The sequence below is a fragment of the Streptomyces sirii genome (assembly GCF_045690365.1).
GTDB classification, from domain to species: Bacteria; Actinomycetota; Actinomycetes; order Streptomycetales; family Streptomycetaceae; genus Streptomyces; species Streptomyces sirii.
This window is the reverse complement of record NZ_CP147982.1, coordinates 719,943-742,751: the sequence shown is the minus strand read 5'-3', so window position 1 is coordinate 742,751 and position 22,809 is coordinate 719,943. Positions and strand designations below refer to the sequence as shown.

Below are 22,809 nucleotides of genomic sequence, written 5' to 3'. Positions count from 1 at the left end.
TCCAGCCGTTCGACCCGCTCCAACCGTTCCACCTTCCCCGCTCCCACGGTCAGTGCTTGAACGGGTGCCTGCCCTTCTCCATGGCGTGCTTCATCTTCCCCTTGAGCTGTTCGGCCTTTCCCTTCCGCTCCGTCTGTGTGTCTCCGAAAACCTTTCCCATGACTTCCTTGGCCTTCCCTTCGGCGATTTCACCGAGGTTTTTGGCTTTCTCTCCGATACCCATGTCGTGCTCCCGTTGACTCGTCACTCTTCCATGGTCATTCGGACGGTGGCAGCAACGTCCCGAGCGGCCCGAGGTCCAGATTGAGGTCCTGCATGGTCAGGTCGTAGCGAGCGCAGAGCTCCACCATCCGGCTGTGCAGGATCATCAGGGTCGCTCCCAGCCGTTCCTCCTGCTCCTCGGTGAGGTCGCCGGCGTCGACGCGTTGGAGGGCCTGGCGCTCCATGAGCTGCCGCAGCAGTTCGACGAGGGTGAGGACGAGCTTGACCAGGTCCCGTTCCACGGTGTCGGGGTCGGTACTGATCCGGTGTGCGGGCCGGTGCCGCGCCGCGCCGGGCGGGGGCAGGGTGTCCTGCGGCGCCGCGGGCAGCAGACGGAAGGCGCGGGTCGCCGCCTCGGCGACGTCGTCGAAGCGGGTGCCGGGCCGGCGGCCTTCTTCCTCACTCGTCATGGCAGCGCCCTCACTCGTCAGGGCCGCCCCGTCACTCGTCATGGCCGCCTCGCGGGGCCGTGCCGGCGGGTGCGAGGGCGGCGGACCAGGGGCCGGGGTTCTCCTCACTGATGGCGACGATGAGTGCGCGCAGCGAGATGCGTACGAGGTCGATATCGGCTATGGACAGCACGACGTCCCCGGTGAGCACCACACCGCCGCTGAGCAGCCGGTCCAGCAGGTCGATCAGCGCGATCTGCCGGTCCGGCAGCGGCTCGTCCGCGGCCGCCCCGAGCCTGGCCGGCGGACCGTCCGCGGCCTTCACGGCGCGGCTCTCTTCAGCGGTGCGGCTTCGGCGGGGGTGGCGAAGGAGTACGGGGCCCAGGGCCCGGTGACCTCGACGCGTACGCCGGGCAGCCCCTCGGCGGCCCGCAGCACGTCGGTACGGAATCCCTCCGCGTGCTGCTGCGGGACGAGGTAGGCGTCGTTGACGACGTTCTCGCCGGGGCCGCGGGCCAGTTCGCCCTGCTGTGGCCGGTGCTGGACCCGGTCGACCGCGTAGGCACGCGCGGCGTCCTCCACCCGCCGGGCGGCCTGTTCGGCGTCACGGTAGGCGTCCTCGCGGGCGTGTCGCTGTGCTCTGCGGTGGCTGAGGTAGGCCCGCCCGGGGCTCAGGTCGGTGTCGGCGTCGGTGTCCGGTGGCGGCTCGTCCGGCTGCCCGGCCGCTGCCTCGACGTAGATCTTGACGCCCCACTCCACATGCGCGTCCAGTGCGGAGAGCCGCTCGGTGAACGCCTGCCGGCGGTCTTCGAGCATCAGCCGCACCCGTTCGTCGTCGAGGTAGACGGTGGCCAGTCGGAGCGGCAGGACGGTGGTGCGGGCGGCCAGCGCCTCGATGACCCGGTGGTGGGCGCGGGCGACCGACTCCAGCCAGTCCAGGTCCTCCAGGTTGGCCCGCAGCGCGTCCTCGTCGAAGTCCTGCATGGGCACCGGGCTCACCGCGACGACCACGTCGGCGTCCTGCTCCGCGCGCACCAGCCGCACCGGTGCGTCCGCTACCCCGGGGAGCCCGGCGAGCGCGTCCTCCAACGAGCCGTCGGCGTCCCGTGCCACGGCGTACGTATAGCTGACGGTGCTGCCGGTCATGGCTTGTCCCGCTTCGTGCCGCGGGAGCCGGTGTCGGTGCGTTTGCCGCCGGTGGTCCGCGAAGACTTCGAGGCGCGCGTCGTCTGCTGCCGTTCCTCGGAGGGCGGCAGTTCGGCGTCCTCGCGCAGCTCCGCGATCTCGGCGCGCAGCTGCTTGTTCTCCTCGGCGAGCGAGCGGTAGCCGTCGGAGGCCCGGGAGGAAAGCGCGGGGTCGTGCTCCCACCAGTCGATACCCATCTCCTTCGCCTTGTCGACGGAGGCGACCAGTAGCCGCAGCTTGATGGTGAGCAGCTCGATGTCCAGCAGGTTGATCTGGATGTCGCCGGCGATGACGATGCCCTTGTCCAGGACCCGCTCCAGGATGTCGGCGAGGTTGGCCGAGGAGCCCTGACCGTACGAGGTCGCTCTGGAGGGGTAGTCGCCCATCCTCCTGGCAACGGGTTCACTCACGGCTGCTCCCCCTCGACGGGCGGGTCAGACGGGGTGCCCCGGAGGTGGGCCCGGATCTCGTCCAACCGGTCCAGGAGTTCGTCCTCGCGCCGGTCGAAGGTCTCCTCGTCGATCTCGCCCGCCAGGAGCCTGCGCTCCAGCTCGGCGAGTTCCCGTTCGACGGGCCCAGGGTCGTACGCCTCGCGCTCCGCGGCCTCGACCACCCGTTCCATCACCCAGGCCACCCCCCTTACCGGCGCCAGCGGAAGGGTGGCGAGGTGCGTCAACAGGCCCATGGGGACTCCCTAGACGAAGCTGTAGGCGGGCAGCGGTCCGCGCAGCCGCAGATCGAAGTCGCCGCCCAGGTCGTCGGCGAGCTCCTTCTCGGCGGTGCGGAAGCGGTCTGCGTGGTCCTGGTCCACCAGGAACGACACGTTCAGGAAGTCGTCGCCGGTGGGCTCGGACACCCGCTCCTCGCGGGCGAGCCCGCGCAGCGCCTCGACGACCGAGGCGGCGAGCCGGTCCTGGCGGGCCTGTACTTCCACGGCGACCAACTCACCGAGGGCGAGCGGCGCGTCGGGCCCGGCGCGGCCGCTGATGATCTGCTCGTTGAGGTCGCGTGCCTGGTCGGAGTCCTGGAGGATCTGGCGCAGCAGGGCATTCTCGTCCTGGGCGCACTTCAGGTGGTATTCGGCGCAGCGTTCAAGCGCCTGCAGCCGTTCGGTGAACCGCTCGGCCCGCTCCTCCAGTACCGCGCGTACCGCGTCGTCGTCCGTGGTGGTGAAGCCGAACTGCAGGGGCAGGACCGTACCGTCGGCCATCAGCCGTTCCTGGACGGCCTGGTGGGCGGCGAGGTCACGTCGTTTGGCCCGGAGCTCTTCGGGGGCGTCACTGACGACGGCGGACAGTTCGCCGGCCGCTACGGTGCGCAGCTCGGTGGGTGGATCGCCCACGCCGTCCACGCCGTCGAGGCGTTGTGGATGCGTGGTCGCGACGATGGAGTAGACGTAGACGGGCATCGCTCATTCCTTCCGGTGCCGCACGGGTCGGCGGGACGGCCGCTCCCGCCTTCCGGCGGGCTCCTTCTGCCGCTCCTCGGCTTCCTCGTGATCGTCGTCGTCCTCGTCGTCCTCGTCGTCCCTGCCCTTTCCCTTGAGGGCGTCGGTCACCGCTTCCGCGGCTCCGCTGAGAGCGCCCTTGGCCTTGCCGTGGGAGCCGCTCTCGGTCACTTCGCCGACGATGTCCGTCAGCTCGCTCGGCTTCTTGTTCCCGGCCTCCAGATCGAGGCGGTTGCAGGCCTCGGCGAAGCGCAGATAGGTGTCCACACTCGCCACGACGATGCGGGCGTCGATCTTCAGAAGCTCGATGCCCACCAGCGACACCCGTGCGAAGACGTCGATGACCAGGCCGCGGTCCAGAATCAGGTCGAGCACGTCGTAGAGGTTGCCGGAGCCGCCTTGGCCGCCCCTGGCGATGGTTCCTTCTCCCTGCGGCACCACAGTCACGGTGCCTCCTTTCACCGGCTCACCCCGGTCGTGGAGCGGCCGTGTTCCTCGCCCGGCGAACGGGGCGGCGGAACGGTACCCGCAGCCACCTCATCTGCGGTCGATCTGCCCTCGGGTGTAGCGGCGGGTGCGCTCGTACGCCATCAGTTCGCCCTCCTCGTCCAACGTCACCCGGTAGCTCGCCATCACGCTGGTGGTCCCGGGGACGCGTTCCAGTTCCAGGACTTCGACGTCCGCCTGCCAGCCGTCCTCCGTCGGTTTCACCGCGGAGACGGACTCGGGCGCCCTGCCCAGCAGCTCCTGAAGTTGCTGGGCCGCACGCCGAAGGGCCTGCGACGCCGAAACGCGACGGGCCGCGCGCTTCGTTCCGTCCTCGCTCGTCCGGCTGCCGCTCTGTGTACCGCTGCTCTTCTTGGCGGTCCTCTGAGCGGTCTTGTCGCCGGTCCTCCGGCTGGACGGGCGACGACCCGGCGCCGCCTCGTCCTCTTCACCTGCGGCCATGTTCCCTTCTCCGAGGTCGGAGACGACATGCTGCCAGCGCCAGATCAAAAGACGCCATTACATGATAATGGAGAGCATCGTTGAATCTTTGATGATATCGGGTGAAATCGCACCATTACCTCCCCGTCTTGCGCAGGGTCACGCCGGGCGACTGCCGGTAGCTGTGGGTGCTGCTTGCCGGGGCGGGAGGCTGGGGTCTGTGGCGTGCGGCGTTCCGCAGGGTGCCGCCGCGTGACCCGCGCACCCCGACGGAGTAACGCGCGGCGCGGTGACCGGGCGGCCGCGGCCCCGCGTGTGAGCCTGTGGCCGGGATCCGGTCGGTCGGCAGGAGGTGCGTACACGGTGACCCGGCGGCTGGCGGCGTGCGCCGAACTCATCGGCTGGTGGGCGGCGTTGACGCTGCTGTGGATCGTGCTGATCGGCCCGGTCGACGCACTGGAGTGGCTCGTGGGCGCCGCGGCCGGGCTGATCGCCGCCGGTGCGGCACGCGGGGCGCGGCGCGCGGCCGGCGGCCGGTGAACGGCTGGACCGCCGCGGGGACGGCGCTGCTGCTGTGCGGCGTCACCCCGGCCGCGTACGGTGCGGCCTCCGGGCCGGTCGGGCGGCGGGTGCCCGCGCAGAACCTGGCGACCACGCTCCTCGCGCTGGTCTTCCTGCTGCTGGCCCAGGGCTTCGGCCGCACCGCCTATGTCGATACCGCGCTGGTGCTCTGTGTGCTGGGGCCGGCCGGCACCCTGCTCTATGTGCGGCTGCTCGCCGACCGGTTGGCCGTCGATCCGCCGCGGCCGCGCACGCTGCGCGCGACGACCAGGCTGAACTGTCTCGCGGTGGCGGCGGTGACGGTGGCGTTGTGCATCGCCGCCGGCCCCGGCCGAGCAGCGCTGAAACTGCTGCTGATCGGCGCGCTGTTGGTGCTGGGCAGCCGGGTGGCGGGTCGGGCGCTGACCGCCGTGGCCGCGGCGGACGGGCGGCCCGCGCCCACTGATGGGGCGTCAGATGGCTGACGACGTACCCGTACTGCTCGGGCTGCTGCTGGTGGCCGCGGCCGGGACCGGCACCGTGCTGGTCCGCGACCCGGTACGCCAGTCGTTCCTGCTGTCGCTGCTCGGACTGGCACTGGCCACCCTCTTCCTGCTGCTGCAGGCCCCCGATGTCGCGCTCTCCCAGCTGGCGGTCGGCTCGGTGCTGACGCCGCTGATGGTGCTGCTGACCGTACGGAAGGTACGCCGCAGGGCGCGCAGCGAGCGGCGGGAGGAGCGGGCATGAGCATGCGGTTGCGGCGGTGGGTCATGGCACTCGGCGGGCTGGGCACGGCCGTGCTGTTCACCGTCGCCTGCTGGGGTCTGCCCCCGTTCGGGGGGCGGTGGCATCCGTACGGCGACCGGGCGGTACGGGCGGCGCTCGCCCGGCACACCGCCAACACCGTCTCCTCGGTCAACTTCGACCAGCGGGCCTTCGACACCCTCGGCGAGGAGTCCATCCTCTTCGGCGCGGTCCTGGGAGCCGTGGTCCTGCTCCGCCAGACCCGCGACGAACACCGGCTGCCGCCCGAGCCGGCCCGGGTCGCCCCACCGGTGCGCCGCTACGCCCTGCTCGCGCTGCCCGTCACCCTCCTCATCGGCCTGTACGTCATCGCGCACGGCCAGCTCAGCCCGGGCGGCGGCTTCCAGGGCGGGGTGGTGGCGGCGACCGCGCTGCACCTGCTCTACATCGCGGTGGACTACCGGGCGCTGGAGCGGATCAGACCGGTGGGCCGGTACGAGGTGGCGGACGTGGCGGGCGAGGCCGCCTACGTGCTCGTGGGCGCCGCCGGGCTGCTGGTGGGGGCGTCCTTCCTCGCCAACTTCCTTCCGCTCGGCACGTTCAACACGCTCGCTTCCGGGGGCACCGTCCCGCTGCTCAACGCCGCCATCGGTGTGGAGGTCGCGGCCGGAGTCGTCGTGCTGCTGGCCCGCTTCCTGGACCAGGCCGTGGAGATCGAGAACGGGCAGGGCGACGACCGGGCGGAGGCCGGGACATGAGTGTGCTGCCGTACCTGATCGCGGGGTGGCTGTTCCTGATCGGCTGCTACGGGCTGGCGACCAGCCGCAACCTCCTGCACGCGGTCGGTTGTCTCACCGTCTGCCAGTCCTCGACGTATGTGCTGCTGCTCGCCGTCGGCTACCGGCGCGGCGGCACCGCCCCGGTCTTCTCCGACCTCACCCCGGGCTCCCGCCCGCTCGTCGACCCCGTCGTCCAGGCCCTCACCCTCACCGACATCGTCATCGGGGCGACCGTCAGCGCGCTGCTGCTCGCCCTGGTCATCCAGGTCGCCAAACGGCACCGTACGGTCGACCCCGATGAGCTCTCGGAGCTGCGCGGGTGACCGTCGCACAGCTCCTGCCGCTGATCGTCGCCACCCCGCTGTTCGGCGCGACGGTGCTGGTCGGCGCCGGGCGGCGGCTGCCGCGGTACCTCGCCGAGAGCCTGGGGTGCCTCTTCGCGGCGGGCACCGCGGCGCTGGCCCTGTACGCCTCGGCCGCCACCCCCTCGTCCAGCGCGCGGCCCGTGGAGTGGCTGGGCGGCTGGCGGCCGCACGGCGGGGTGAGCGTGGGCATCGTGCTGGTCGGCGACCGGATCGGACTCGGGCTCGCCACACTGGTCTCGCTGCTGGTACTGGCCGCTCTGGTCTACGCCTGGCGGTACTTCGACGAACCGCCGCGCCGCCATGCCGGTTCCTTCCCCGGGCTGGTGCTGCTCTTCCAGGCGGGCATGTGCGGTTTCGCGCTCACCGGGGACCTCTTCAACGCCTTCGTCTTCTTCGAGCTGATGGGCGTCGTCGCCTACGCGCTGACCGGTTACCGCGTCGAGGAGGCCCGCGCCGTCCAGGGCGCCCTGGTGTTCGGCGTGATCAACTCCCTCGGCGGATACACCACGCTGCTGGGCATCGGACTGCTCTACGCCCACACCGGCGAACTCGGCCTGGCCCAGATCGGCGCCGCGCTGGACACCCGCCCCGGCGGCGGCCCGGACCCGCTGACGGCCGCCGCGTTCGTGTTCGTCGTCACCGGGCTGCTGGTCAAGGCCGCCGCGGTGCCGTTCCATTTCTGGCTCGCCGATGCCCATGCGGTCGCGCCCACACCGGTGTGCATGCTGCTGTCGGGGGTGATGGTCGAACTGGGTCTCTACGGTACGGCCCGGATCTACTGGACGGTGTTCGCCGGCCCCGGCGGCCTACCGGCGCCCGACGCGCACCGGGCGCTGTTGGCCCTCGGGGTGCTGACGGCCGCGGTGGGCGCGACGCTGTGCTGGCAGCAGCGCCATCTCAAACGCCTGCTCGCCTACTCCACGGTGGCGCACATGGGCCTGTTCCTCATCGGCCTGGCCATGCTGTCCCCGGAGGGGATCGGCGGCGTCGCCCTGTACGTCCTCGCCCATGCCGGCGTGAAGGCCGCGCTCTTCGCCTGCGTGGGGATCCTGCTGGACCGGTTCGGCAGCGTCGACGAACAACAGCTGCACGGCGCGGGCCGCGAACTCCCCTGGGTGGCGGTGATGTTCGGCGCGGGCGGCCTGGCGCTGGCCGGGCTGCCGCCCTTCGGCACCGGTCTCGGCAAGGCGGTCGTGGAGAAGGCGGCAGGCGACTGGGCGACCGCGCTGTTCGTCCTCGTATCCGCGGTGACCGCCGGCGCTGTGCTACGTGCCGGAGCCCGGGTGTTCCTCGGCCTGGGCACCCGCCCGCCCGACGCGCCGGAGGAGACGACCGGGGAGGCGGAGGAACCGGAGACCCGGGGCGGACGGCTGGCACGGATCCCGGACAGCATGCTCGTGGTACCCACATTGCTGCTCGCCGGCGCGCTCGCGGTCGGCCTGGTCCCCGGCCTGTGGACCGGCGCGGGCCGGGCCGCCGACGCCTTCACCCACCACGGCGGCTACCTCGCAGCCGTGCTCTACGACCGGCCCGAGGAGCCCGCACCCACTCCCGCGCCGCACTGGACGACGTCCGGTGTGCTGTGGGACCTACTGGCCACCGCCCTGGCCGTGACGCTCGCAATGCTGGCCGTACGGCGGCCGACAGGCGAACCGGCTCGCTGGTCCACCGCGCTGCGCCGACTGCACTCCGGGCATGTGGGCGACTATGTGGCCTGGTTCCTCGCGGGCGTCACCCTGCTGGGGTCGCTCATGCTCTGAGGCGCAACACGACCGCCGGTTGTGCGCGGCTCCGCCCGCAGGTGCATACGCTCACGTGGGCTCTCCGATCGACCACCGGGAGGCGACGCTTGACGGACGACGGGCAGGAACTCCACAAGGGTGAGCAGGAGCTCCGCAGGGGGCGACAGAAACTCCACAAGGGCGATACGGACGCCAAGACCGCGGTCACGGTCTTTGTGGCCCTCGGCGCCAACCTGGTCATTTCCCTGGCCAAGCTGATCGGTGGGCTCTTCGCGGCTTCCCCCGCACTGCTCTCCGAGGCGGCGCATTCTCTCGCCGACAGCCTCAACGAATTGTTTCTGCTCGCCTCGCTCAAGCGCAGCACGCGGGCTCCGGACAGTCGGCACCCTTTCGGCTACGGGAAAGAACGCTACTTCTGGTCGCTGCTCGCCGCCGTCGGCATCTTCGTCATGGGCGGCTGCTTCTCCTTCTTCCAAGGCATCGAGGCGCTGCGCTCGGACCGCACGGAGAGCCATGCGGGCTATGTGGCCGGGCTCATCGTGCTCGCCGTCGCTCTGATCGCCGAAGGGGCCTCCCTCGTCCGCGCCCTGGTCCAGGTGCACGGCCAGGCTCGGGCGGCCGACCGCAGCATGCGGGGCATGCTCCGAGCGGGCGACGATCCCGCACTGCGCACGGTGCTGGCCGAGGACTCCACCGCCTGCATCGGTGTGCTGGTGGCCATGGCCGGCATGGGGCTGCACATGCTCACCGGGGACGTGGCCTGGGAGGCCGGCGCATCGATGATCATCGGGGTGCTGCTGATGTTCGTCGCCTACCGACTCGCCGAAGAGTCGCGCGGAGCGATCATCGGCGAGGCCGCCGACCCGGCCCTGCGCCAGGCGATGCGGGAGTTCCTCGACCGGCAGCCGGAGATCGACACCGTCACCGGACTGCAGACCATGCGGCTGGGCCCCCGCTCGACGCTGGTCGCGGCCCGGATCGATCTGGTCGGCGGACTGGACAGCGAAGAGGTCGAGGAGGTGCTGGTGGGGGTGAAGCGGGAAATGCGGGCGAAGTGGCCGACGGCCCACCAGATCTTCCTCGACGTCACCGAGGCCTCCGCAGAAGACCGGGAACGAGCCCGCCACGAGCGCCGAAAGCTCGATGAGACCGTGACCTCCCAGCAGGAACAGCAGGAGCCGACGCGGGCACAGGACGACTGAAGCGTGTTGCGGAAGCCGACCGCGCCGCACAACGATGTCTGATTGCCGCCAGCAGGATACTCCTGTGGTGATCATGCTGGCGGCATGACGATGTCATCCACTACGGACTCAGTGACGGTCCTCACCGGCATGTATGCGGCTGAGGCGGAGTACTTGGCGGCAGGAGGCCCCGGCGAGGCTTCCTTCGACCTGCTCGCCCCCTTCTTCGCGCCGGATGTCGAGCTGCATCAAGCAGAGGCTCTGCCCTATGGAGGTACTTGGCGTGGGTACAACGGCATGACGCGGTTCTTCCTCATGATGGGAGAGGTGTGGGAGTCGTTCGACATGGTGGAGCAGGAGTTTCTTGCCACCGGTGAGACTGCCGTCGTGCTCACACAGGTCCGTGCTCGCGCTCGTGCGACCGGCCGTGAACTCAACTTCCCGATTCTGCAAGCGATCACGGTCAAGGACGGGCGGATCACCGAGGTTCGTCCGTTCTACTGGGACACGCGGGCCATCGCCGATGCCTGCGCCGTGCCGACACCTACGGAGTGAGGTCGACGGCAAACCGCGCATGCGATGGCGATCAGGAGCTTCGCCAGACGACACCGCGCTGCTCGTACTCCATGACGGACTCGACGCCGGCGGCGATGGATGCTCCGCACTCGCGGGTGATCATCCAGAGCGCGAGATCGATTCCGCTGGTGACACCGCCCGCGGTCACCAGGTTCCCGTCGTCGACGACTCGTGCGTCGATCACCTTGCCTCCCTGGGCGGCCAGCTCGGCCTTGGCGAGGTGGTGTGTCGTGCACGGACGGCCTTGGGTCAAGCCTGCCGCGGACAGCACCATGACTCCTGTGCAGATGCCGGCGACGGTGACTCCGGCCTGCTGTGCCCGTACGAGGTTACGCTGGCTCCCTAGGAGTCTGCTGAGCCGGTCGAGTAGTTCCCGCCCGGCCCGACTCGTCTCCTGCTACGCACGCGGCCCCGCGGCCGCCCGGAAACCCGGCCGGCGTCGATCCGCCAGCAGTTGCCCTTATCAAAGGCCGGGACCAACCTGAAAGAAGACGTATACGAGATCGGAGCGGACTGTGATCGTTCTCGGAGTCATTTTGTTGATCGTCGGCTTCCTGACCGGCCTCGCCATCCTGTGGACGATCGGAATCGTCCTGCTCGTCATCGGCGCGGCGCTGTGGATCCTCGGCGCGATAGGCCACGCGGTCGGCGGCCGCCGACATTACTGGTAGCGGCTTCACCGCGATTCGTGCCGGGCCGTTCCGGTGGCGAGCGGCCATCGGCGGCTGTGGCCGGGCAGGAGTGCCGCCAACCGGTGCCTGTTCGTGGACGACCGACTGGAGAACGTCGAAGCCGCCATCACGCTCGGAATGACGGGTGTCCACTACCGCGAGCCTGCCGACCTCCAGAAGACGCTGGCTTCCCTCCTCGATGGCTGAGAGGGCAATTGGTCGTGCTCCATGAGGTCCGTGCCGTCAGCATCTCCGGCAAGACCCTGAGCTCGCCGCTACGCGGACTGGTTTCGACCGCGCACAGCCCAGGCCCGGGCGGTGAGCGCGATGGAACCGTCCGGCCTCCTGGGGACAGCCGCCTCGAGCACGTCACGTACGTGGTCCCGGTCGGCCGGGGCAAGGGAGGCCACATAGCCGGGTGCGGGGCCCTGCCCCGTGAGGAAGGGCTCCCACAGGTCGGCGAAGTCGGCGAAGACGGTGGGCACCTCGATCGGGGCGGTGGCCACGTCGACGAGTCCCGCGTCCGCCCACACCTTCTGCAACCGTTCCGGACGGCATACGGGGAACCGGCGGCCCTCGTCCAGCGCACCTGCGGACGGGTGCACCTCAACGACAGCGTCCCAGAACCGGCGCAGGAAGCTCATACCTTCGGCGTAGTCCCACACATACGCGGCAACCAGGCCGCCGGGCCGGACCGCCCGGGCCATCTCCGCCACTGCCACGGTGGGCTCGGGAAGGAAGTTCAGTGTCAGCCCGCTGACGGCGACGTCCCACATGCCATCGCGCACTGGAAGCGCCCTCGCGTCCGCCACGATGAAGTGCGTCGAGACCGGAGCTGCGACCCGGGCTGAGCCTACGAACCCCTCAGACCGGTCGATTCCCAGCACCGTTCGAGCCCGGCACTGGGTGCTCACCACCGTCGACAGCGCACCAGTACCACATCCCACGTCCAGCCACCGCAGATCGTCGGCACACTTGAGCCACGTCGCGAACTTCTCCGCCGCGAGACGACTCCACCGACCCATGTACTGCTCGTAGGCGTCACCGGCCGCCCACACGTCGCACCGCTGATCATTCATGCCACTACGGTCCCAGATCAGTGCCTCACCAGCCGCGGCAAAGCGCCCCGTTTCCTTCGGTCGTCAGCGGCCACTCCTCCTTCGTTGCGGGTCGGTCCGGCAGCCCCAGCACGTCCATCAGGTGACGTTGGGCGTGGACGAGGGTCTCCTCGTCGTGACCCCTCTCCACTCTATTGACCATGCAGTCAACCGCAACTAGCTTTGACCGCATGGTCAATAGAGTGGAAGTGAAGGAACTTGAGTCGCCAGCAGGCGAGTTAACGCCGCCCACGAGGGTGAAGCGACTGGTGGGCGCCTATGTGGCGGTTGCCCTCGGCACGTTGGTGGCGCTGGGCGTCATGGCGGTGGTGGCGCCGTCTCTGGCCACCTCGGAGGCATGGGGGCACGCCGTGGTCGTCGCCGTGTTCGCGATCGTGCTGCCGCTGCGGACGCGCGCGGCGTTCAAGGGCAGTCGTGCCGGTCTTCGCGCGGTCACGGTCATCGGGTGCGTGCTGACGGTGGTGAATCTCGTCGAGGCGGCACTCCCCGGTGTCTTCCCTCCGTGGATGCGCGTGGAGATGGTGGTCATCGCCGCGATGACGCTGACCCTTGCGGTCCTGTCGGTGCAGGCGGCTCGCCGGAATCCGGGCGGTCGTCCATGACCGGGCCGGCGATCGACGGTGACGGCGTGAACAGCTTGTCCTCACCCACGTCGGCCTCGGGTGCGCGTCGGCAGCGGCTCGACGAGGACCAGCGGCGGGCGCAGATCATCACCGCGGCCGTGGAGGAGCTCGCCGAGCAGGGGTACGACGGCCTGTCGTTGACCCGTGTCGCCAAGCGGGCCGGCGTTTCCAAGGGGCTGATCTGGCACTACTTCGCCGGCAAGGACGACCTGATGGAGTCCACCGCCAAAGCGACGATGACGACCATCAGGGACCGCATCGCGAACTCGCTCGACCTGACCGAGCCCGTCCCGGACATCATTCGTGCGGCCTTGCGCAGGGCTGCGGCCTTGAACCTCACCCACCGGGTGGAACTGACCGCACTCAACCGCATCGTGCACAATCTGCGTCAGCCCGATGGCACGCCGCACCTGACCCTTGATGCCTATGAAGAGATCTACCAGGCCCAGGAGTCGCTGTTCCGGCGCGGCCAAGCCGAGGGAAGTCTCCGGGACTTCGATACCCGCGTGATGGCCATCACCTACCAGGGCGCGATCGACATGATGCTCGGATATCTCGGAAGCAATCCCGGCATCGATCCCGAGGACTACGCCGACAAACTCGCGGACATCTTGCTCACTGGTATCCAGCGAAGCTGACGTCCGGCCACGGGGAGATGGAGGAACGCCGGCGCAAATTCAGACGGCGGCGGGAGGCCGGCGGCGTCGGCCTGTCCCAGACGCCGCAGGCCCACGGAGATCGAAGAGACACGCCCTAAGTCCCAGCGTCAAGCCCCGGACTCTGCCGCGCCGCCGCCCATCTCCCCGCCGCCATCCGGCAGTGGGACCGTGCTGCCCCGGGGGATCAGCCGGGTCGGCAGGATGACGTGCTGCGCCGGGTCGGCGTCGGGGTCGTTGACGAGGGAGCAGGCCAGTTCGCCGGCGGCGCGGCCGATGTCCTCGGGGGACTGGGCGATCGTGGTGAGGTCGGACCATTCGGCGATCGGGTGGTCGTCGAAGCCGAGGACGGAGAGGCGTTCCGGTACGTCGATACGTGACTTGCGCAGCGTCCAGATGACGGAGGCCGCGAGCTCGTCCTGCTCGGCGAAGAGCGCCGTGGGCGCGTCCCGCAGGCTGAGCAGCTCGCCGACGGCTTCCGCGATGCTGCGCTTGTCGGCGACGGGGGCGGCGACCACGAGATCGTCGTCCAGGGGGACGCCGGCCTCGGTGAGCGCCTGCTGGTAGCCGACGAGACGTTCGTTGGAGCTGAAGGCGAAGCCGCTGGCGCCGATCGTCTGGAAGAAGGCGATACGGCGGTGCCCGAGATTGAGCAGATGCTGGGTGCCGCGGCGGGCGCCCTCCACATCGTCGACATAGACGCTCGGGCAGCCCTCGGCGTGCTGGCTGACGTAGATCACCGGCATCTGGAGGTCGTCCAGCCGGGCGGTCTCCTCCTCGGTGAGGTCGAAGGAGAAGACCAACAGCGCGTCGGCGTTCCGGCGGGCCGGCAGCCGCTCGAAGAAGTCGGCGCGCTCGGTCATGTCCGGGGTGACGTAGACGAGCAGGTCCATGCCGGCCGCTCGCAGCTGCGGCCCGAGGGTGGAGACCGCCGAGCCGATGAACCAGGAATTGAGTGTCGGCGTGAGTACCGCGACCACCCCGGTCTTGCCGGTGACGAGGCTGGCGGCCTGCCGGGAGACCGCGAAGTTCAGCTCGCGGGCGGCCCGCTCGACGCGCGCGCGGACTTCGGGCGAGACCGTCGACAGACCGCGCAGCGTGCGCGAGACGGTGGAAGCGGAGACCCCGGCCCGCTCGGCGACGTCGGCCATCGTGGGGTGCCGTTGAGCTGGAGGCATGAGCGGACGGTAGCACAGCGTGCACATGTGTACGGCGATGCATGACAGCGCTGTCATTGCGGTGCACGGCGGTGTTCAGGGGTGTCGTGCCTAGTGAAAGCTGCAGAGTGCATGCGAATGGCCTGCGGATTACCGCGACGTAACGCATTGACTTCCCCTGGGTGGACTCCTAGCTTGAAAGCGCTGTCACAGCAGAGTCGAAGCAACTCGTTCGGAGCGAACCTCTGATGCTTTGACCTGCGATTTCATCATGCTGGATGAGGGAGGCAGCGCAGTCACGGCGCATCTGCCGTGCTTTCATGTCCCTCTCTCGCCTTCCCGTCACATTTCCCTCGATGTCGCCCGGCCGGTGTTCCGCTGCCGTGGTGACCGGCTCGTCGCTTCGTACCGCTCGACCCGGAGAGACGTGCCGTACCGCTCGACCAGGAGAGACAGAGTGAAGACCAGGACCACCAGAGCGCTGAGCGCGGGTGCGGCTCTCGCCGGGCTGGCGTCCGTCGCGGCGTGCGGCGGCAGCGGTGCCGTCACCGCGGCGGGCGGCAGGCCCTCCTTCGAAGGGCGCGGCCCCATCACCTACGTCGCCGGCAAGGACGCCAGTGGCGTCATCCAGTCCGTGCTCGACCGCTGGAACAAGCTGCACCCGAAGGAGAAGGTCACCTTCATCCAGCTGCCGACGGACCCCGACGCCCAGCGCCAGCAGATGATCCAGAACGCGCAGACGAAGTCCGATGCCTACACGGTGCTGTCCCTCGACGCCGTGTGGACCTCGGAGTTCGCCGCGCACCGCTGGGTCGACCGGCTGCCGGAGGACCGTTTCCCACTGCGGCAGATGCTGAAGCCGATCGTGGAGACCGGCGAGTACCGCGGTGGCCTGTACGCCGTCCCGATGAGTTCGGACGGCGGGATGCTCTACTACCGCACCGATCTGCTCGAGAAGGCCGGTATCGCCAAGCCGCCGGTCACCTGGTCGCAGATGAAGGCGGACTGCGCCAAGGTGAGGAAGCTGCCCGAGGCGAAGGGCATGTCGTGTTACGCCGGGCAGTTCCAGAAGTACGAGGGCCTGACGGTCAACTTCGCCGAGGCGGTGAACTCCGCCGGCGGCATCGTCACCGACCCCAAGGGCCGACCGGGCGTCGACAGCCCGCAGGCGAAGAAGGGCCTGGACTTCCTGGTCGACTCCTTCCGGGACGGCACGATCCCCAAGGACGCCCTCACCTACCAGGAGGAGGACGGCCGCCGCGCCTTCCAGGCCGGGAAGCTCGTCTTCCTGAGGAACTGGCCGTACATGTACTCCCTGACGTCCAAGAAGGACGGCTCCAGCAAGGTCGCCGGCAGGTTCGCCGCCGCGCCGCTGCCCGGCCTCGACGGCCCAGGCACGTCCAGCCTCGGCGGCCACAACCTGGCCCTGTCGGCCTCGGCGGAGAACAAGGCCACCGCGATCGACTTCATGAAGTTCTTCGCCGGCCAGGAGATCCAGCGGTTCACGCTGTCCCGCGCACCGGGAGCACCGACCTACCACGCGCTCTACGACGATCCGAAGCTGATCAAGCAGTACCCCTACCTCCCCACCCTCAAGAAGTCGGTCCTGCGTGCCGTGCCGCGGCCCCGGGTGTTCCAGTACGGCGATGTCACCGCGGCCGTCCAGCAGGAGGGCTATGCCGCCCTGACCGGCGCCAAGAGCAGCGCACAGGCGCTGAAGGACCTCCAGAAGACCCTGCGACAGCAGCCCGCGACGGACTGAGGAAACGAGGAGTACGCCATGGCGACCACACACACCACGGCAGCGCCCCGGGCTCCGCTGTCCGTACCGGCCAGACCCCCGGGACGACGGCGCAAGGCGACCGCCGGGTCCGGACGGCTCGCGGCCCTGCTGATCTCCCCGACCCTGCTGGTGCTGACGATCGTGGTCCTCTACCCGACGATCGTGGCCCTCAAGGACTCGCTGTTCGGCACCCCCGGACTCGACCCGAAGACCGGATTCGTCCGGGACACCGATCCGTTCGTGGGAGTCGAGAACTACACCGCGATCTTCGGGGAGGCGGGCGCCCGGTTCTGGAACGCGTTCTGGAACACCACCTTCCTCACCGTCACCACCGTCGCACTGGAAGCCGTCATCGGAGTGGCGATGGCGCTGGTCATGCACCGCGCGTTCCAGGGACGGGCCCTGGTCCGGGCCAGCATCCTGGTGCCGTGGGCGGTACCCACCGCCGTCAGCGGTCTGCTGTGGCGGTGGATCTTCAACAGCGACGGCATCGCCAACGCCGTCACCGGCCAGCATGTGCTGTGGACGACCGAGGGCTTCCACGCCAAGGTCGCGGTCATCATCGCCGACGTGTGGAAGACCGCGCCGTTCATCGGGCTGCTTGTACTGGCCGGCCTCCAGGTGATCGACAAGGCGGTCTACGAGGCGGCCAAGCTCGACGGGGCGAGTGCGCTCCGCCAGTTCTGGCACATCACCCTGCCCCTGGTGAAGCCCGCCCTGCTGGTCGCCGTGCTCTTCCGGACGCTGGACGCGCTGCGCATGTTCGACCTGCCGTACATCCTCATCGGCGCGCAGAAGACCTCCGTGGAGACGCTGTCGATGCTCGCCCAGGACCAGGCGGCGAACGTACGGTTCGGACCCGCCGCGGCCTATGCGGTGATCCTCTTCGTCTATGTCTTCCTGATCGCGCTGGCCTTCGTCCGGCTGCTCGGCGCCAATGTCGTCGGGGACGACGACGCGGCTCCCAAGCGCGGGCGTCGGCTGCTGCGCCGGCGTACGGAGGTGGCGGCATGACGCACTCGCTGAACTGGCGCAAGTGGCTGCTCTACGCGGGAGTCACCCTGGTCGTGGCCTACTGCCTCGCACCGTTCTACTGGATGCTGGTCTCCAGCCTCCGGCGTACGTCGGACATCTTCGACAACTCGCTGATCCCCACCCGGTTCTCGTTCGAGAACTACCTCGCGGTCCTCGACCCCTCCCAGTCCTTCACCCGCGCCCTGCTCAACAGCATCGTCGTGGCCGGCATCAGCACCGTCCTGGCACTGATCCTCGCCACCTTCACCGCCTATGCGATGGCGAGGCTGGAGTTCCGGCTCAAGCGGCTGGTGCTCACCCTGATCATCGCCACCTCGATGTTCCCGGTGGTGTCGATCGTGGTCCCGCTGCTGAAGATGTTCGTCGACTTCGGCTGGATCAACAGCTACCAGGCGATGATCGTGCCCAGCATGTCCTTCACCCTGCCGCTCGCGGTGTGGAACCTCACCGCCTTCTTCCGGCAGATGCCCGACGAGCTGGAGCATGCGGCCATGGTCGACGGCTGCACCCGCGGCCAGGCCTTCCGCAAGGTCATCATCCCGCTCGCCGCACCCGGCATCTTCACCACCGCGATCATCACCTTCATCGCGTCCTGGAACGAGTTCCTGATCGCCCTGTCGATGACGAACAAGGCGGAGATGCAGACCGCACCCGTGGCGATCTCCAAGTTCTCCGGGGCCACCCAGTTCGAGACGCCGTTCGGCAGCCAGATGGCGGCCGGGGTCCTCGTCACCATCCCGCTCGTGATCATGGTGCTGATCTTCCAGCGCCGGATCGTCGCCGGCCTCACCGCCGGCGCGGCGAAGTAGCCCGCCCTCCGTACCGCTTACCGCACACTCTTCCGCAAGGAGTACGCCCGACCATGCCCAGCACCGCACCCTGGTGGCGCAGCGCCGTCATCTACCAGGTCTACATCCGCAGCTTCGCCGACGGGAACGGCGACGGGATCGGTGACATCGCAGGCATCCGCTCACGCCTTCCCTACCTCAAGTCCCTTGGCATCGACGCCATTTGGATCAACCCGTGGTACAAGTCGCCGATGGCCGACCACGGATACGACGTGGCGGACTTCCGGGAGATCGACCCGCTGTTCGGCAGCGTCGCGGAGGCCGAGGCGCTCATCGAGGAGGCGCATCGGCACGGCATCCGCGTCATCCCCGACATCGTGCCCAACCACACCTCCGACCAGCACGCGTGGTTCCAGGCCGCGCTGGCCGCCGGGCCCGGAAGCCCGGAGCGCGAGCGCTATGTCTTCCGGGACGGACGCGGCCCCGACGGCGCCGAACCGCCCAACGACTGGAAGTCCTGCTTCGGCGGCCCGGCCTGGAGGCGGCTGCCCGACGGACAGTGGTACCTGCACCTGTTCGCCCCCGAGCAGCCGGACCTCAACTGGAAGAACCCGGAAGTACGTGCCGAGTTCGAGGACATCCTGCGGTTCTGGTTCACCCGGGGCGTCGACGGCTTCCGCATCGACGTGGCGCACGGCTTGATCAAGCACCCCGAACTCCCCGACCTGCCGGTCCTCCCGGACCCGGACTCCCCACAAGCCCAGGCCCCGGTCGACCACCCGCACTGGGACCGCGACGAGGTGCATGAGATCTACCGATCGTGGCGCCGGGTGGCCGACGAGTTCCCCGGCGACCGCAAGTTCGTCGCCGAGGCATGGGCGCCCAGCCCCGAGCGGCTCGCCCGCTACGTACGCCGGGACGGTCTGCACACCGCCTTCAACTTCGACTTCCTGATGACCAGTTGGGACCCCAAGGCGCTGCGCGAGGTCATCGACAGCTCGCTCGCCAGCCTCGGCGCCGTCGGCGCCCCCGCCACCTGGGTGCTCTCCAACCACGACGTCGTACGCCACCCCAGCCGCTACGGACGCGAGGTGGTCAGGAAGTGGACCGCCAATGTGCCCTACCGGCCCGAAGGCCCCCTCGACCTCCCACTCGGCATCCGGCGCGCCCGCGCCGCCGCCCTGCTGATGCTCGCCCTGCCCGGCGGCGCATACGTCTACCAGGGCGAGGAACTGGGCCTGCCGGAGGTCGAGAACCTGCCCGAGGACGTCCTCCAGGACCCCATCTGGGAGCGCTCCGGAAACACCGACCCCGGCCGTGACGGCTGCCGGGTGCCGATCCCGTGGTCCGGGCAGGAGGCACCGTTCGGCTTCAGCCCCGACGACGCCTCCGGCGCGCCCTGGCTGCCCCAGCCAGCGGACTGGCACGCCCTCAGCGTCGAGGCGCAGACCGGCGACGAGGCGTCCATGCTGGAGCTCTACCGCCGCGCCCTCCACCTGCGCCGGGACCACGCCGCCCTCGGCGACTCCGCCCTGACCTGGCTGGACACGCCACCCGGAGTACTCGCCTTCGCCCGCGAACCGGGCTTCGCCTGCGTCGTCAACCTCTCCGCCGACCCGTACCCCCTCCCGGAACACGACACGGTGGTCCTGGCAAGCGGACACATCGAGGACGGCCACCTGGGGACGGACGAGGCGGTCTGGTTGGCGCTGTGACGGGGTGACGGTATAGCGACAACAACCGCGTCAACCGCGCAGACGGGCGGTCGACCGGCCAACTCCAGGCCGGTCGGCCGCCGTCAGGCTTGCGTGCGATCCTCAGTCGGAGCCGGTGCGGCGGGCTTCCTCCCTGGCGGCCCTGCGCCTGCGGGCGGCCATGCTCAGAAAGCCCACCAGGGCGATCAGACCTCCCGTGAGGGCGGCAGAAACCAGCTTGTGCAAGAGATCATCCACAGGGTCCCCGTTCACTTGCTCGGTGCGCGTACGGCGTAGCCGCGCGACCGGTCGTTCGACACGTTGTGCGCCCACTGTCGTGGGGAGCGCTGAAATGCCGATGAAATAACGGTGATTGGGGGCCCAGGGGCCGGGGCACTCATGGCCCCGGCCCCTAGGGAGCCGTCAGGTCAGGATGCGGACAGCTCACCGCGGACGGTGCGGGCCGCGGCCACCAGGCTCTCCAGGGACGCCCGGGTCTCGGGCCAGCCCCGGGTCTTCAGACCGCAGTCCGGGTTCACCCACAGGCGCTCGGCGGGGATCGCCTTCAGGCCGGTGCGCAGCAGTTCGGCGGCCTCCTCCGGGCTCGGCACGCGCGGCGAGTGGATGTCGTACACGCCGGGCCCGGCCTCGCGCGGATAGCCGTGGGCGGCCAGTTCGCGGGCGACCTGCATATGGGAGCGGGCGGCCTCCAGACTGATGACGTCCGCGTCGAGGTCGTCGATGGCCTGGACGATGTCGCCGAACTCGGCATAGCACATGTGGGTGTGGATCTGGGTGTCTGGGCGGACGCCGCTGGTGGTGATCCGGAACGCCTCCGTGGCCCAGGCCAGGTAGGCGGGGCGGTCGGCGCCGCGCAGCGGCAGGGTCTCGCGCAGGGCCGGCTCGTCCACCTGGATGACGGATGTGCCGGCCGCTTCCAGGTCGCCCACCTCGTCGCGCAGGGCGAGGGCGACCTGGCGGGCGGTGTCGCCCAGGGGCTGGTCGTCGCGGACGAAGGACCAGGCGAGCATGGTGACCGGGCCGGTGAGCATGCCCTTGACCGGACGGTCGGTGAGCGACTGGGCGTAGGCCGTCCAGCGCACGGTCATCGGCTCGGCGCGGGAGATGTCGCCGGCCAGGATCGGTGGGCGGACATAGCGGGTGCCGTACGACTGGACCCAGCCGTGCTGCGTGGCGAGGTAGCCGGTGAGCTGCTCGGCGAAGTACTGGACCATGTCGTTGCGTTCGGCCTCGCCGTGGACGAGGACGTCCAGACCGGCCTTCTCCTGGAAGGCGAGCACCTCCTGGATCTCGGCCTTGATCCGCTCCTCGTACCCGGCCGTGTCGATCCGGCCCGCGCGCAGGTCGGCCCGCGCGGTGCGCAGTTCGCCGGTCTGCGGGAAGGAGCCGATGGTCGTGGTCGGCAGCAGCGGCAGGCGGAGGTGGGCGCGCTGGGCCGAGGTCCGTTCGGCGTAGGGCTGGGAGCGGCGGGCGTCGCTCTCGCCGATCGCGCCGGTACGGGCGCGGACGTCCGGGTTGTGGGTGATGGGTGAGTTGGCCCGGGAGGCCAGGGCGGCCCGGGTCGCGGCCAGTTGGGCGGTGATGGCGCCGGTGCCGTGGGACAGGCCCTTGGCGAGGGTGACGATCTCGGCCGTCTTCTGCCGGGCGAAGGCCAGCCAGCGCAGGACCTGCGGTGCGATGTCCCGCTCGGCCGCCGCGTCCAGCGGGACGTGCAGCAGGGAGCAGGAGGCCGACACATCGACCCGGTCGGCCAGACCGAGGAGGGTGCCGAGCGTGGCGAGGGACTTCTCCAGGTCGTTGGCCCAGATGTTGCGGCCGTTGACGACGCCGGCGACCAGTCGCTTGCCCTGTAGTCCGCCGACGGCCGCCAGGGCCTCCAGGTTGGCGGCGGCGGACTCGGTGAAGTCCAGCGCGAGCCCCTCGACCGGAGCCTTGGCCAGGACGGGCAACGCGTCGCCCAGGCGGTCGAAGTAGGAGGCGACGAGCAGCTTGGGCCGGTCGGTGAGGGCGCCGAGTTCGCGGTAGGCGCGGGCAGCGGTGTCGAGCTCGGCCGGTGTGCGGTCCTGGACGAGGGCGGGTTCGTCCAACTGCGCCCACTCGGCGCCGGCCGCGCGCAGGTCGGCGAGGACCTCGGCGTACACGGGCAGCAGGCGGTCCAGGAGGGTCAGCGGGTCGAAGTCGGCGGCCACGCCGGGCGCGGGCTTGGCCAGCAGCAGATAGGTGACGGGACCGACCAGCACCGGCCGGGCCGTCAACCCCAGTGCCAGGGCCTCCTTCAGCTCGGCGACCTGCTTGGCGGAGTCGGCGGTGAACACCGTGTCGGGGCCCAACTCGGGCACCAGATAGTGGTAGTTGGTGTCGAACCACTTGGTCATCTCCAGTGGTGCGACATCCTGCGTGCCACGCGCCATGGCGAAGTAACCGTCGAGCGGATCGGCCGCGACGGCGTCCCGGTGGCGGTAGGGGATCGCCCCGACCATGACGGTGGTGTCCAGGACGTGGTCGTAGTACGAGAAGTCGCCGGTCGGGACCTCGTCGAGGCCCGCCCCGGCCAACTGCTGCCAGGCGGAGCGGCGCAGTTCGGCGGCGGTGGCGCGGAGGGCGTCGGCGGTGACGCGGCCCTTCCAGTAACCCTCGATCGACTTCTTCAGTTCCCGGTCCGGGCCCTGGCGGGGGTAGCCGTACACGGTGGCCCGTGCTGCCGCGGCTGCGGACTTGGTGTTCACGGAGATCTCCTTCGCGAGATGAATCCCTGAGATCCCGGCGACGGGACGAGGACGCGAAGGGGCAGCGAACCGTGCGATACGACCTCGCGCGGCATGGCGCGGTCATCCGCCTGGTATGTACGCCGACCCGCCCTCGAGGTCACCGGGATATCCGGGTGCGAGTCGTCCGCACCCGGGCAGATGGCAGGTCTTCGGACTCGCGAGCACGTCCTCACGGGGGAGGACACCTAATGGCCGTCGCTTCCCAGGCCCTCTCATCGGACCCAGTGCGTATGACGGCGGTCGTTCCCGCTCACCGCTGCGGGGCAGTCCCGGATTCCCACCGGGTTCCCTCTTGCGACGCATCCCGCCTGGCGGACGGGGCGAACCAGCTGCACAGGTCAGCCTAAGGGCCGTCGAGC

Annotated in this window: 29 protein-coding genes, 1 pseudogene and 1 riboswitch; of the genes and pseudogenes, 15 read left to right on the top strand and 15 right to left on the bottom strand. The window is 69.8% G+C overall.

Features of this window, described 5'->3' with window-relative positions; all coding sequences use genetic code 11:
* Window positions 1–49: 49 nt before the first annotated feature.
* From WAB15_RS03505 to WAB15_RS03465, 9 genes are all read right to left on the bottom strand, one after another.
* On the bottom strand, window positions 50–223 hold the full coding sequence (locus WAB15_RS03505; RefSeq protein ID WP_407285268.1) for a CsbD family protein: 174 nt from the start codon (window positions 221–223) through the stop codon (window positions 50–52).
* A gap of 34 nt (window positions 224–257) precedes the next feature.
* Window positions 258–671 carry a gas vesicle protein K gene (locus WAB15_RS03500; protein ID WP_399144875.1) on the bottom strand — a complete coding sequence of 138 codons (414 nt, stop codon included), beginning with the start codon at window positions 669–671 and terminating at the stop codon, window positions 258–260.
* Window positions 672–702: 31 nt separating this feature from the next.
* On the bottom strand, window positions 703–975 hold the full coding sequence (locus WAB15_RS03495; protein ID WP_407285267.1) for a gas vesicle protein: 273 nt from the start codon (window positions 973–975) through the stop codon (window positions 703–705).
* Window positions 972–1,796, bottom strand: a complete 825-nt coding sequence (locus WAB15_RS03490; RefSeq protein ID WP_407285266.1) for a GvpL/GvpF family gas vesicle protein — start codon at window positions 1,794–1,796, stop codon at window positions 972–974. The genes WAB15_RS03495 and WAB15_RS03490 overlap by 4 nt, the downstream gene beginning before the upstream one ends.
* Window positions 1,793–2,221, bottom strand: a complete 429-nt coding sequence (locus tag WAB15_RS03485; protein WP_399145066.1) for a gas vesicle protein — start codon at window positions 2,219–2,221, stop codon at window positions 1,793–1,795. Before WAB15_RS03485 ends, WAB15_RS03490 begins: the two co-directional genes overlap by 4 nt.
* Window positions 2,222–2,241: 20 nt before the next feature.
* Window positions 2,242–2,520 (bottom strand): gas vesicle protein GvpG, encoded by a 279-nt coding sequence (locus WAB15_RS03480; RefSeq protein WP_399144877.1) that lies wholly within the window; start codon window positions 2,518–2,520, stop codon window positions 2,242–2,244.
* 9 nt (window positions 2,521–2,529) lie between these two features.
* Entirely contained in the window at window positions 2,530–3,243 is a 714-nt protein-coding gene (locus WAB15_RS03475; RefSeq protein WP_399144878.1) for a GvpL/GvpF family gas vesicle protein, read from the bottom strand.
* A 3-nt stretch (window positions 3,244–3,246) separates the two neighbouring features.
* Window positions 3,247–3,729 carry a gas vesicle structural protein GvpA gene (locus WAB15_RS03470; protein WP_407285265.1) on the bottom strand — a complete coding sequence of 161 codons (483 nt, stop codon included), beginning with the start codon at window positions 3,727–3,729 and terminating at the stop codon, window positions 3,247–3,249.
* A 90-nt stretch (window positions 3,730–3,819) separates the two neighbouring features.
* A complete protein-coding gene (locus WAB15_RS03465; RefSeq protein ID WP_407285264.1) occupies window positions 3,820–4,230 on the bottom strand; it encodes a gas vesicle protein in 411 nt (136 codons plus the stop codon).
* Between the two features lie 342 nt (window positions 4,231–4,572).
* Here WAB15_RS03465 and WAB15_RS03460 point away from each other — a divergent pair, with 342 nt between their 5' ends.
* From WAB15_RS03460 to WAB15_RS03425, 8 genes are all read left to right on the top strand, one after another.
* Window positions 4,573–4,749: a hypothetical protein gene (locus tag WAB15_RS03460; RefSeq protein WP_399144882.1), complete on the top strand. Its 177-nt coding sequence runs from the start codon at window positions 4,573–4,575 to the stop codon at window positions 4,747–4,749.
* On the top strand, window positions 4,746–5,234 hold the full coding sequence (locus WAB15_RS03455; protein WP_407285263.1) for a monovalent cation/H+ antiporter complex subunit F: 489 nt from the start codon (window positions 4,746–4,748) through the stop codon (window positions 5,232–5,234). Before WAB15_RS03460 ends, WAB15_RS03455 begins: the two co-directional genes overlap by 4 nt.
* Window positions 5,227–5,496, top strand: coding sequence for a hydrogenase subunit MbhD domain-containing protein (locus tag WAB15_RS03450; RefSeq protein WP_399144884.1), 270 nt, complete (start codon window positions 5,227–5,229; stop codon window positions 5,494–5,496). Before WAB15_RS03455 ends, WAB15_RS03450 begins: the two co-directional genes overlap by 8 nt.
* Window positions 5,493–6,251 (top strand): MnhB domain-containing protein, encoded by a 759-nt coding sequence (locus WAB15_RS03445; RefSeq protein ID WP_407285262.1) that lies wholly within the window; start codon window positions 5,493–5,495, stop codon window positions 6,249–6,251. Before WAB15_RS03450 ends, WAB15_RS03445 begins: the two co-directional genes overlap by 4 nt.
* Window positions 6,248–6,595 (top strand): sodium:proton antiporter, encoded by a 348-nt coding sequence (locus WAB15_RS03440; RefSeq protein ID WP_399144886.1) that lies wholly within the window; start codon window positions 6,248–6,250, stop codon window positions 6,593–6,595. Before WAB15_RS03445 ends, WAB15_RS03440 begins: the two co-directional genes overlap by 4 nt.
* On the top strand, window positions 6,592–8,397 hold the full coding sequence (locus WAB15_RS03435) for a complex I subunit 5 family protein (RefSeq protein ID WP_407285261.1): 1,806 nt from the start codon (window positions 6,592–6,594) through the stop codon (window positions 8,395–8,397). Before WAB15_RS03440 ends, WAB15_RS03435 begins: the two co-directional genes overlap by 4 nt.
* A 197-nt stretch (window positions 8,398–8,594) precedes the next feature.
* Entirely contained in the window at window positions 8,595–9,581 is a 987-nt protein-coding gene (locus tag WAB15_RS03430; RefSeq protein WP_399145067.1) for a cation diffusion facilitator family transporter, read from the top strand.
* Between the two features lie 84 nt (window positions 9,582–9,665).
* Complete coding sequence (locus tag WAB15_RS03425; RefSeq protein WP_407285260.1) at window positions 9,666–10,115, top strand: nuclear transport factor 2 family protein; 450 nt, start codon at window positions 9,666–9,668, stop codon at window positions 10,113–10,115.
* A 31-nt stretch (window positions 10,116–10,146) separates the two neighbouring features.
* On the opposite strand, the pseudogene WAB15_RS03420 reads toward WAB15_RS03425, so the two are convergent.
* Window positions 10,147–10,443: pseudogene (locus WAB15_RS03420) on the bottom strand (DJ-1/PfpI family protein); the annotation flags it as partial.
* Window positions 10,444–10,651: 208 nt separating this feature from the next.
* Here WAB15_RS03420 and WAB15_RS03415 point away from each other — a divergent pair.
* Entirely contained in the window at window positions 10,652–10,807 is a 156-nt protein-coding gene (locus tag WAB15_RS03415; protein ID WP_399144890.1) for a DUF6131 family protein, read from the top strand.
* A gap of 275 nt (window positions 10,808–11,082) precedes the next feature.
* Here WAB15_RS03415 and WAB15_RS03410 read toward each other — a convergent pair whose 3' ends face one another.
* Window positions 11,083–11,886: a class I SAM-dependent methyltransferase gene (locus WAB15_RS03410; protein WP_407285259.1), complete on the bottom strand. Its 804-nt coding sequence runs from the start codon at window positions 11,884–11,886 to the stop codon at window positions 11,083–11,085.
* 25 nt (window positions 11,887–11,911) lie between these two features.
* Entirely contained in the window at window positions 11,912–12,055 is a 144-nt protein-coding gene (locus WAB15_RS03405) for a hypothetical protein (protein WP_407285258.1), read from the bottom strand.
* 10 nt (window positions 12,056–12,065) lie between these two features.
* Between WAB15_RS03405 and WAB15_RS03400 the strand changes: the two genes are divergently transcribed.
* Together WAB15_RS03400 and WAB15_RS03395 are read left to right on the top strand one after the other, a co-directional pair.
* Window positions 12,066–12,527 (top strand): hypothetical protein, encoded by a 462-nt coding sequence (locus WAB15_RS03400; RefSeq protein WP_407285257.1) that lies wholly within the window; start codon window positions 12,066–12,068, stop codon window positions 12,525–12,527.
* Window positions 12,528–12,553: 26 nt separating this feature from the next.
* Window positions 12,554–13,186 carry a TetR/AcrR family transcriptional regulator gene (locus WAB15_RS03395; RefSeq protein WP_407285256.1) on the top strand — a complete coding sequence of 211 codons (633 nt, stop codon included), beginning with the start codon at window positions 12,554–12,556 and terminating at the stop codon, window positions 13,184–13,186.
* Between the two features lie 128 nt (window positions 13,187–13,314).
* On the opposite strand, the gene WAB15_RS03390 is transcribed toward WAB15_RS03395, so the two are convergent.
* Window positions 13,315–14,382: a LacI family DNA-binding transcriptional regulator gene (locus WAB15_RS03390; RefSeq protein ID WP_407285255.1), complete on the bottom strand. Its 1,068-nt coding sequence runs from the start codon at window positions 14,380–14,382 to the stop codon at window positions 13,315–13,317.
* Window positions 14,383–14,818: 436 nt separating this feature from the next.
* Between WAB15_RS03390 and WAB15_RS03385 the strand changes: the two genes are divergently transcribed.
* The 4 genes from WAB15_RS03385 to WAB15_RS03370 are packed head-to-tail and all read left to right on the top strand — an operon-like array spanning window position 14,819 to window position 19,682.
* Window positions 14,819–16,123, top strand: a complete 1,305-nt coding sequence (locus WAB15_RS03385) for an ABC transporter substrate-binding protein (protein WP_407285254.1) — start codon at window positions 14,819–14,821, stop codon at window positions 16,121–16,123.
* An 18-nt stretch (window positions 16,124–16,141) separates the two neighbouring features.
* The gene (locus WAB15_RS03380; protein ID WP_407285253.1) at window positions 16,142–17,158 is read left to right on the top strand and encodes a carbohydrate ABC transporter permease; all 1,017 of its coding nucleotides are present in this window, start codon (window positions 16,142–16,144) and stop codon (window positions 17,156–17,158) included.
* Complete coding sequence (locus tag WAB15_RS03375) at window positions 17,155–17,988, top strand: carbohydrate ABC transporter permease (protein ID WP_407285252.1); 834 nt, start codon at window positions 17,155–17,157, stop codon at window positions 17,986–17,988. The genes WAB15_RS03380 and WAB15_RS03375 overlap by 4 nt, the downstream gene beginning before the upstream one ends.
* A 53-nt stretch (window positions 17,989–18,041) precedes the next feature.
* Window positions 18,042–19,682 (top strand): glycoside hydrolase family 13 protein, encoded by a 1,641-nt coding sequence (locus WAB15_RS03370; protein WP_407285251.1) that lies wholly within the window; start codon window positions 18,042–18,044, stop codon window positions 19,680–19,682.
* 102 nt (window positions 19,683–19,784) lie between these two features.
* Here the strand turns inward: WAB15_RS03370 and WAB15_RS03365 are convergent, their stop codons facing one another.
* The gene (locus WAB15_RS03365) at window positions 19,785–19,907 is read right to left on the bottom strand and encodes a hypothetical protein (protein ID WP_407285250.1); all 123 of its coding nucleotides are present in this window, start codon (window positions 19,905–19,907) and stop codon (window positions 19,785–19,787) included.
* 182 nt (window positions 19,908–20,089) lie between these two features.
* Entirely contained in the window at window positions 20,090–22,408 is a 2,319-nt protein-coding gene (gene metE, locus WAB15_RS03360) for a 5-methyltetrahydropteroyltriglutamate--homocysteine S-methyltransferase (protein WP_407285249.1), read from the bottom strand.
* A gap of 164 nt (window positions 22,409–22,572) precedes the next feature.
* Window positions 22,573–22,795: riboswitch (cobalamin riboswitch) on the bottom strand.
* Window positions 22,796–22,809: the final 14 nt, after the last annotated feature.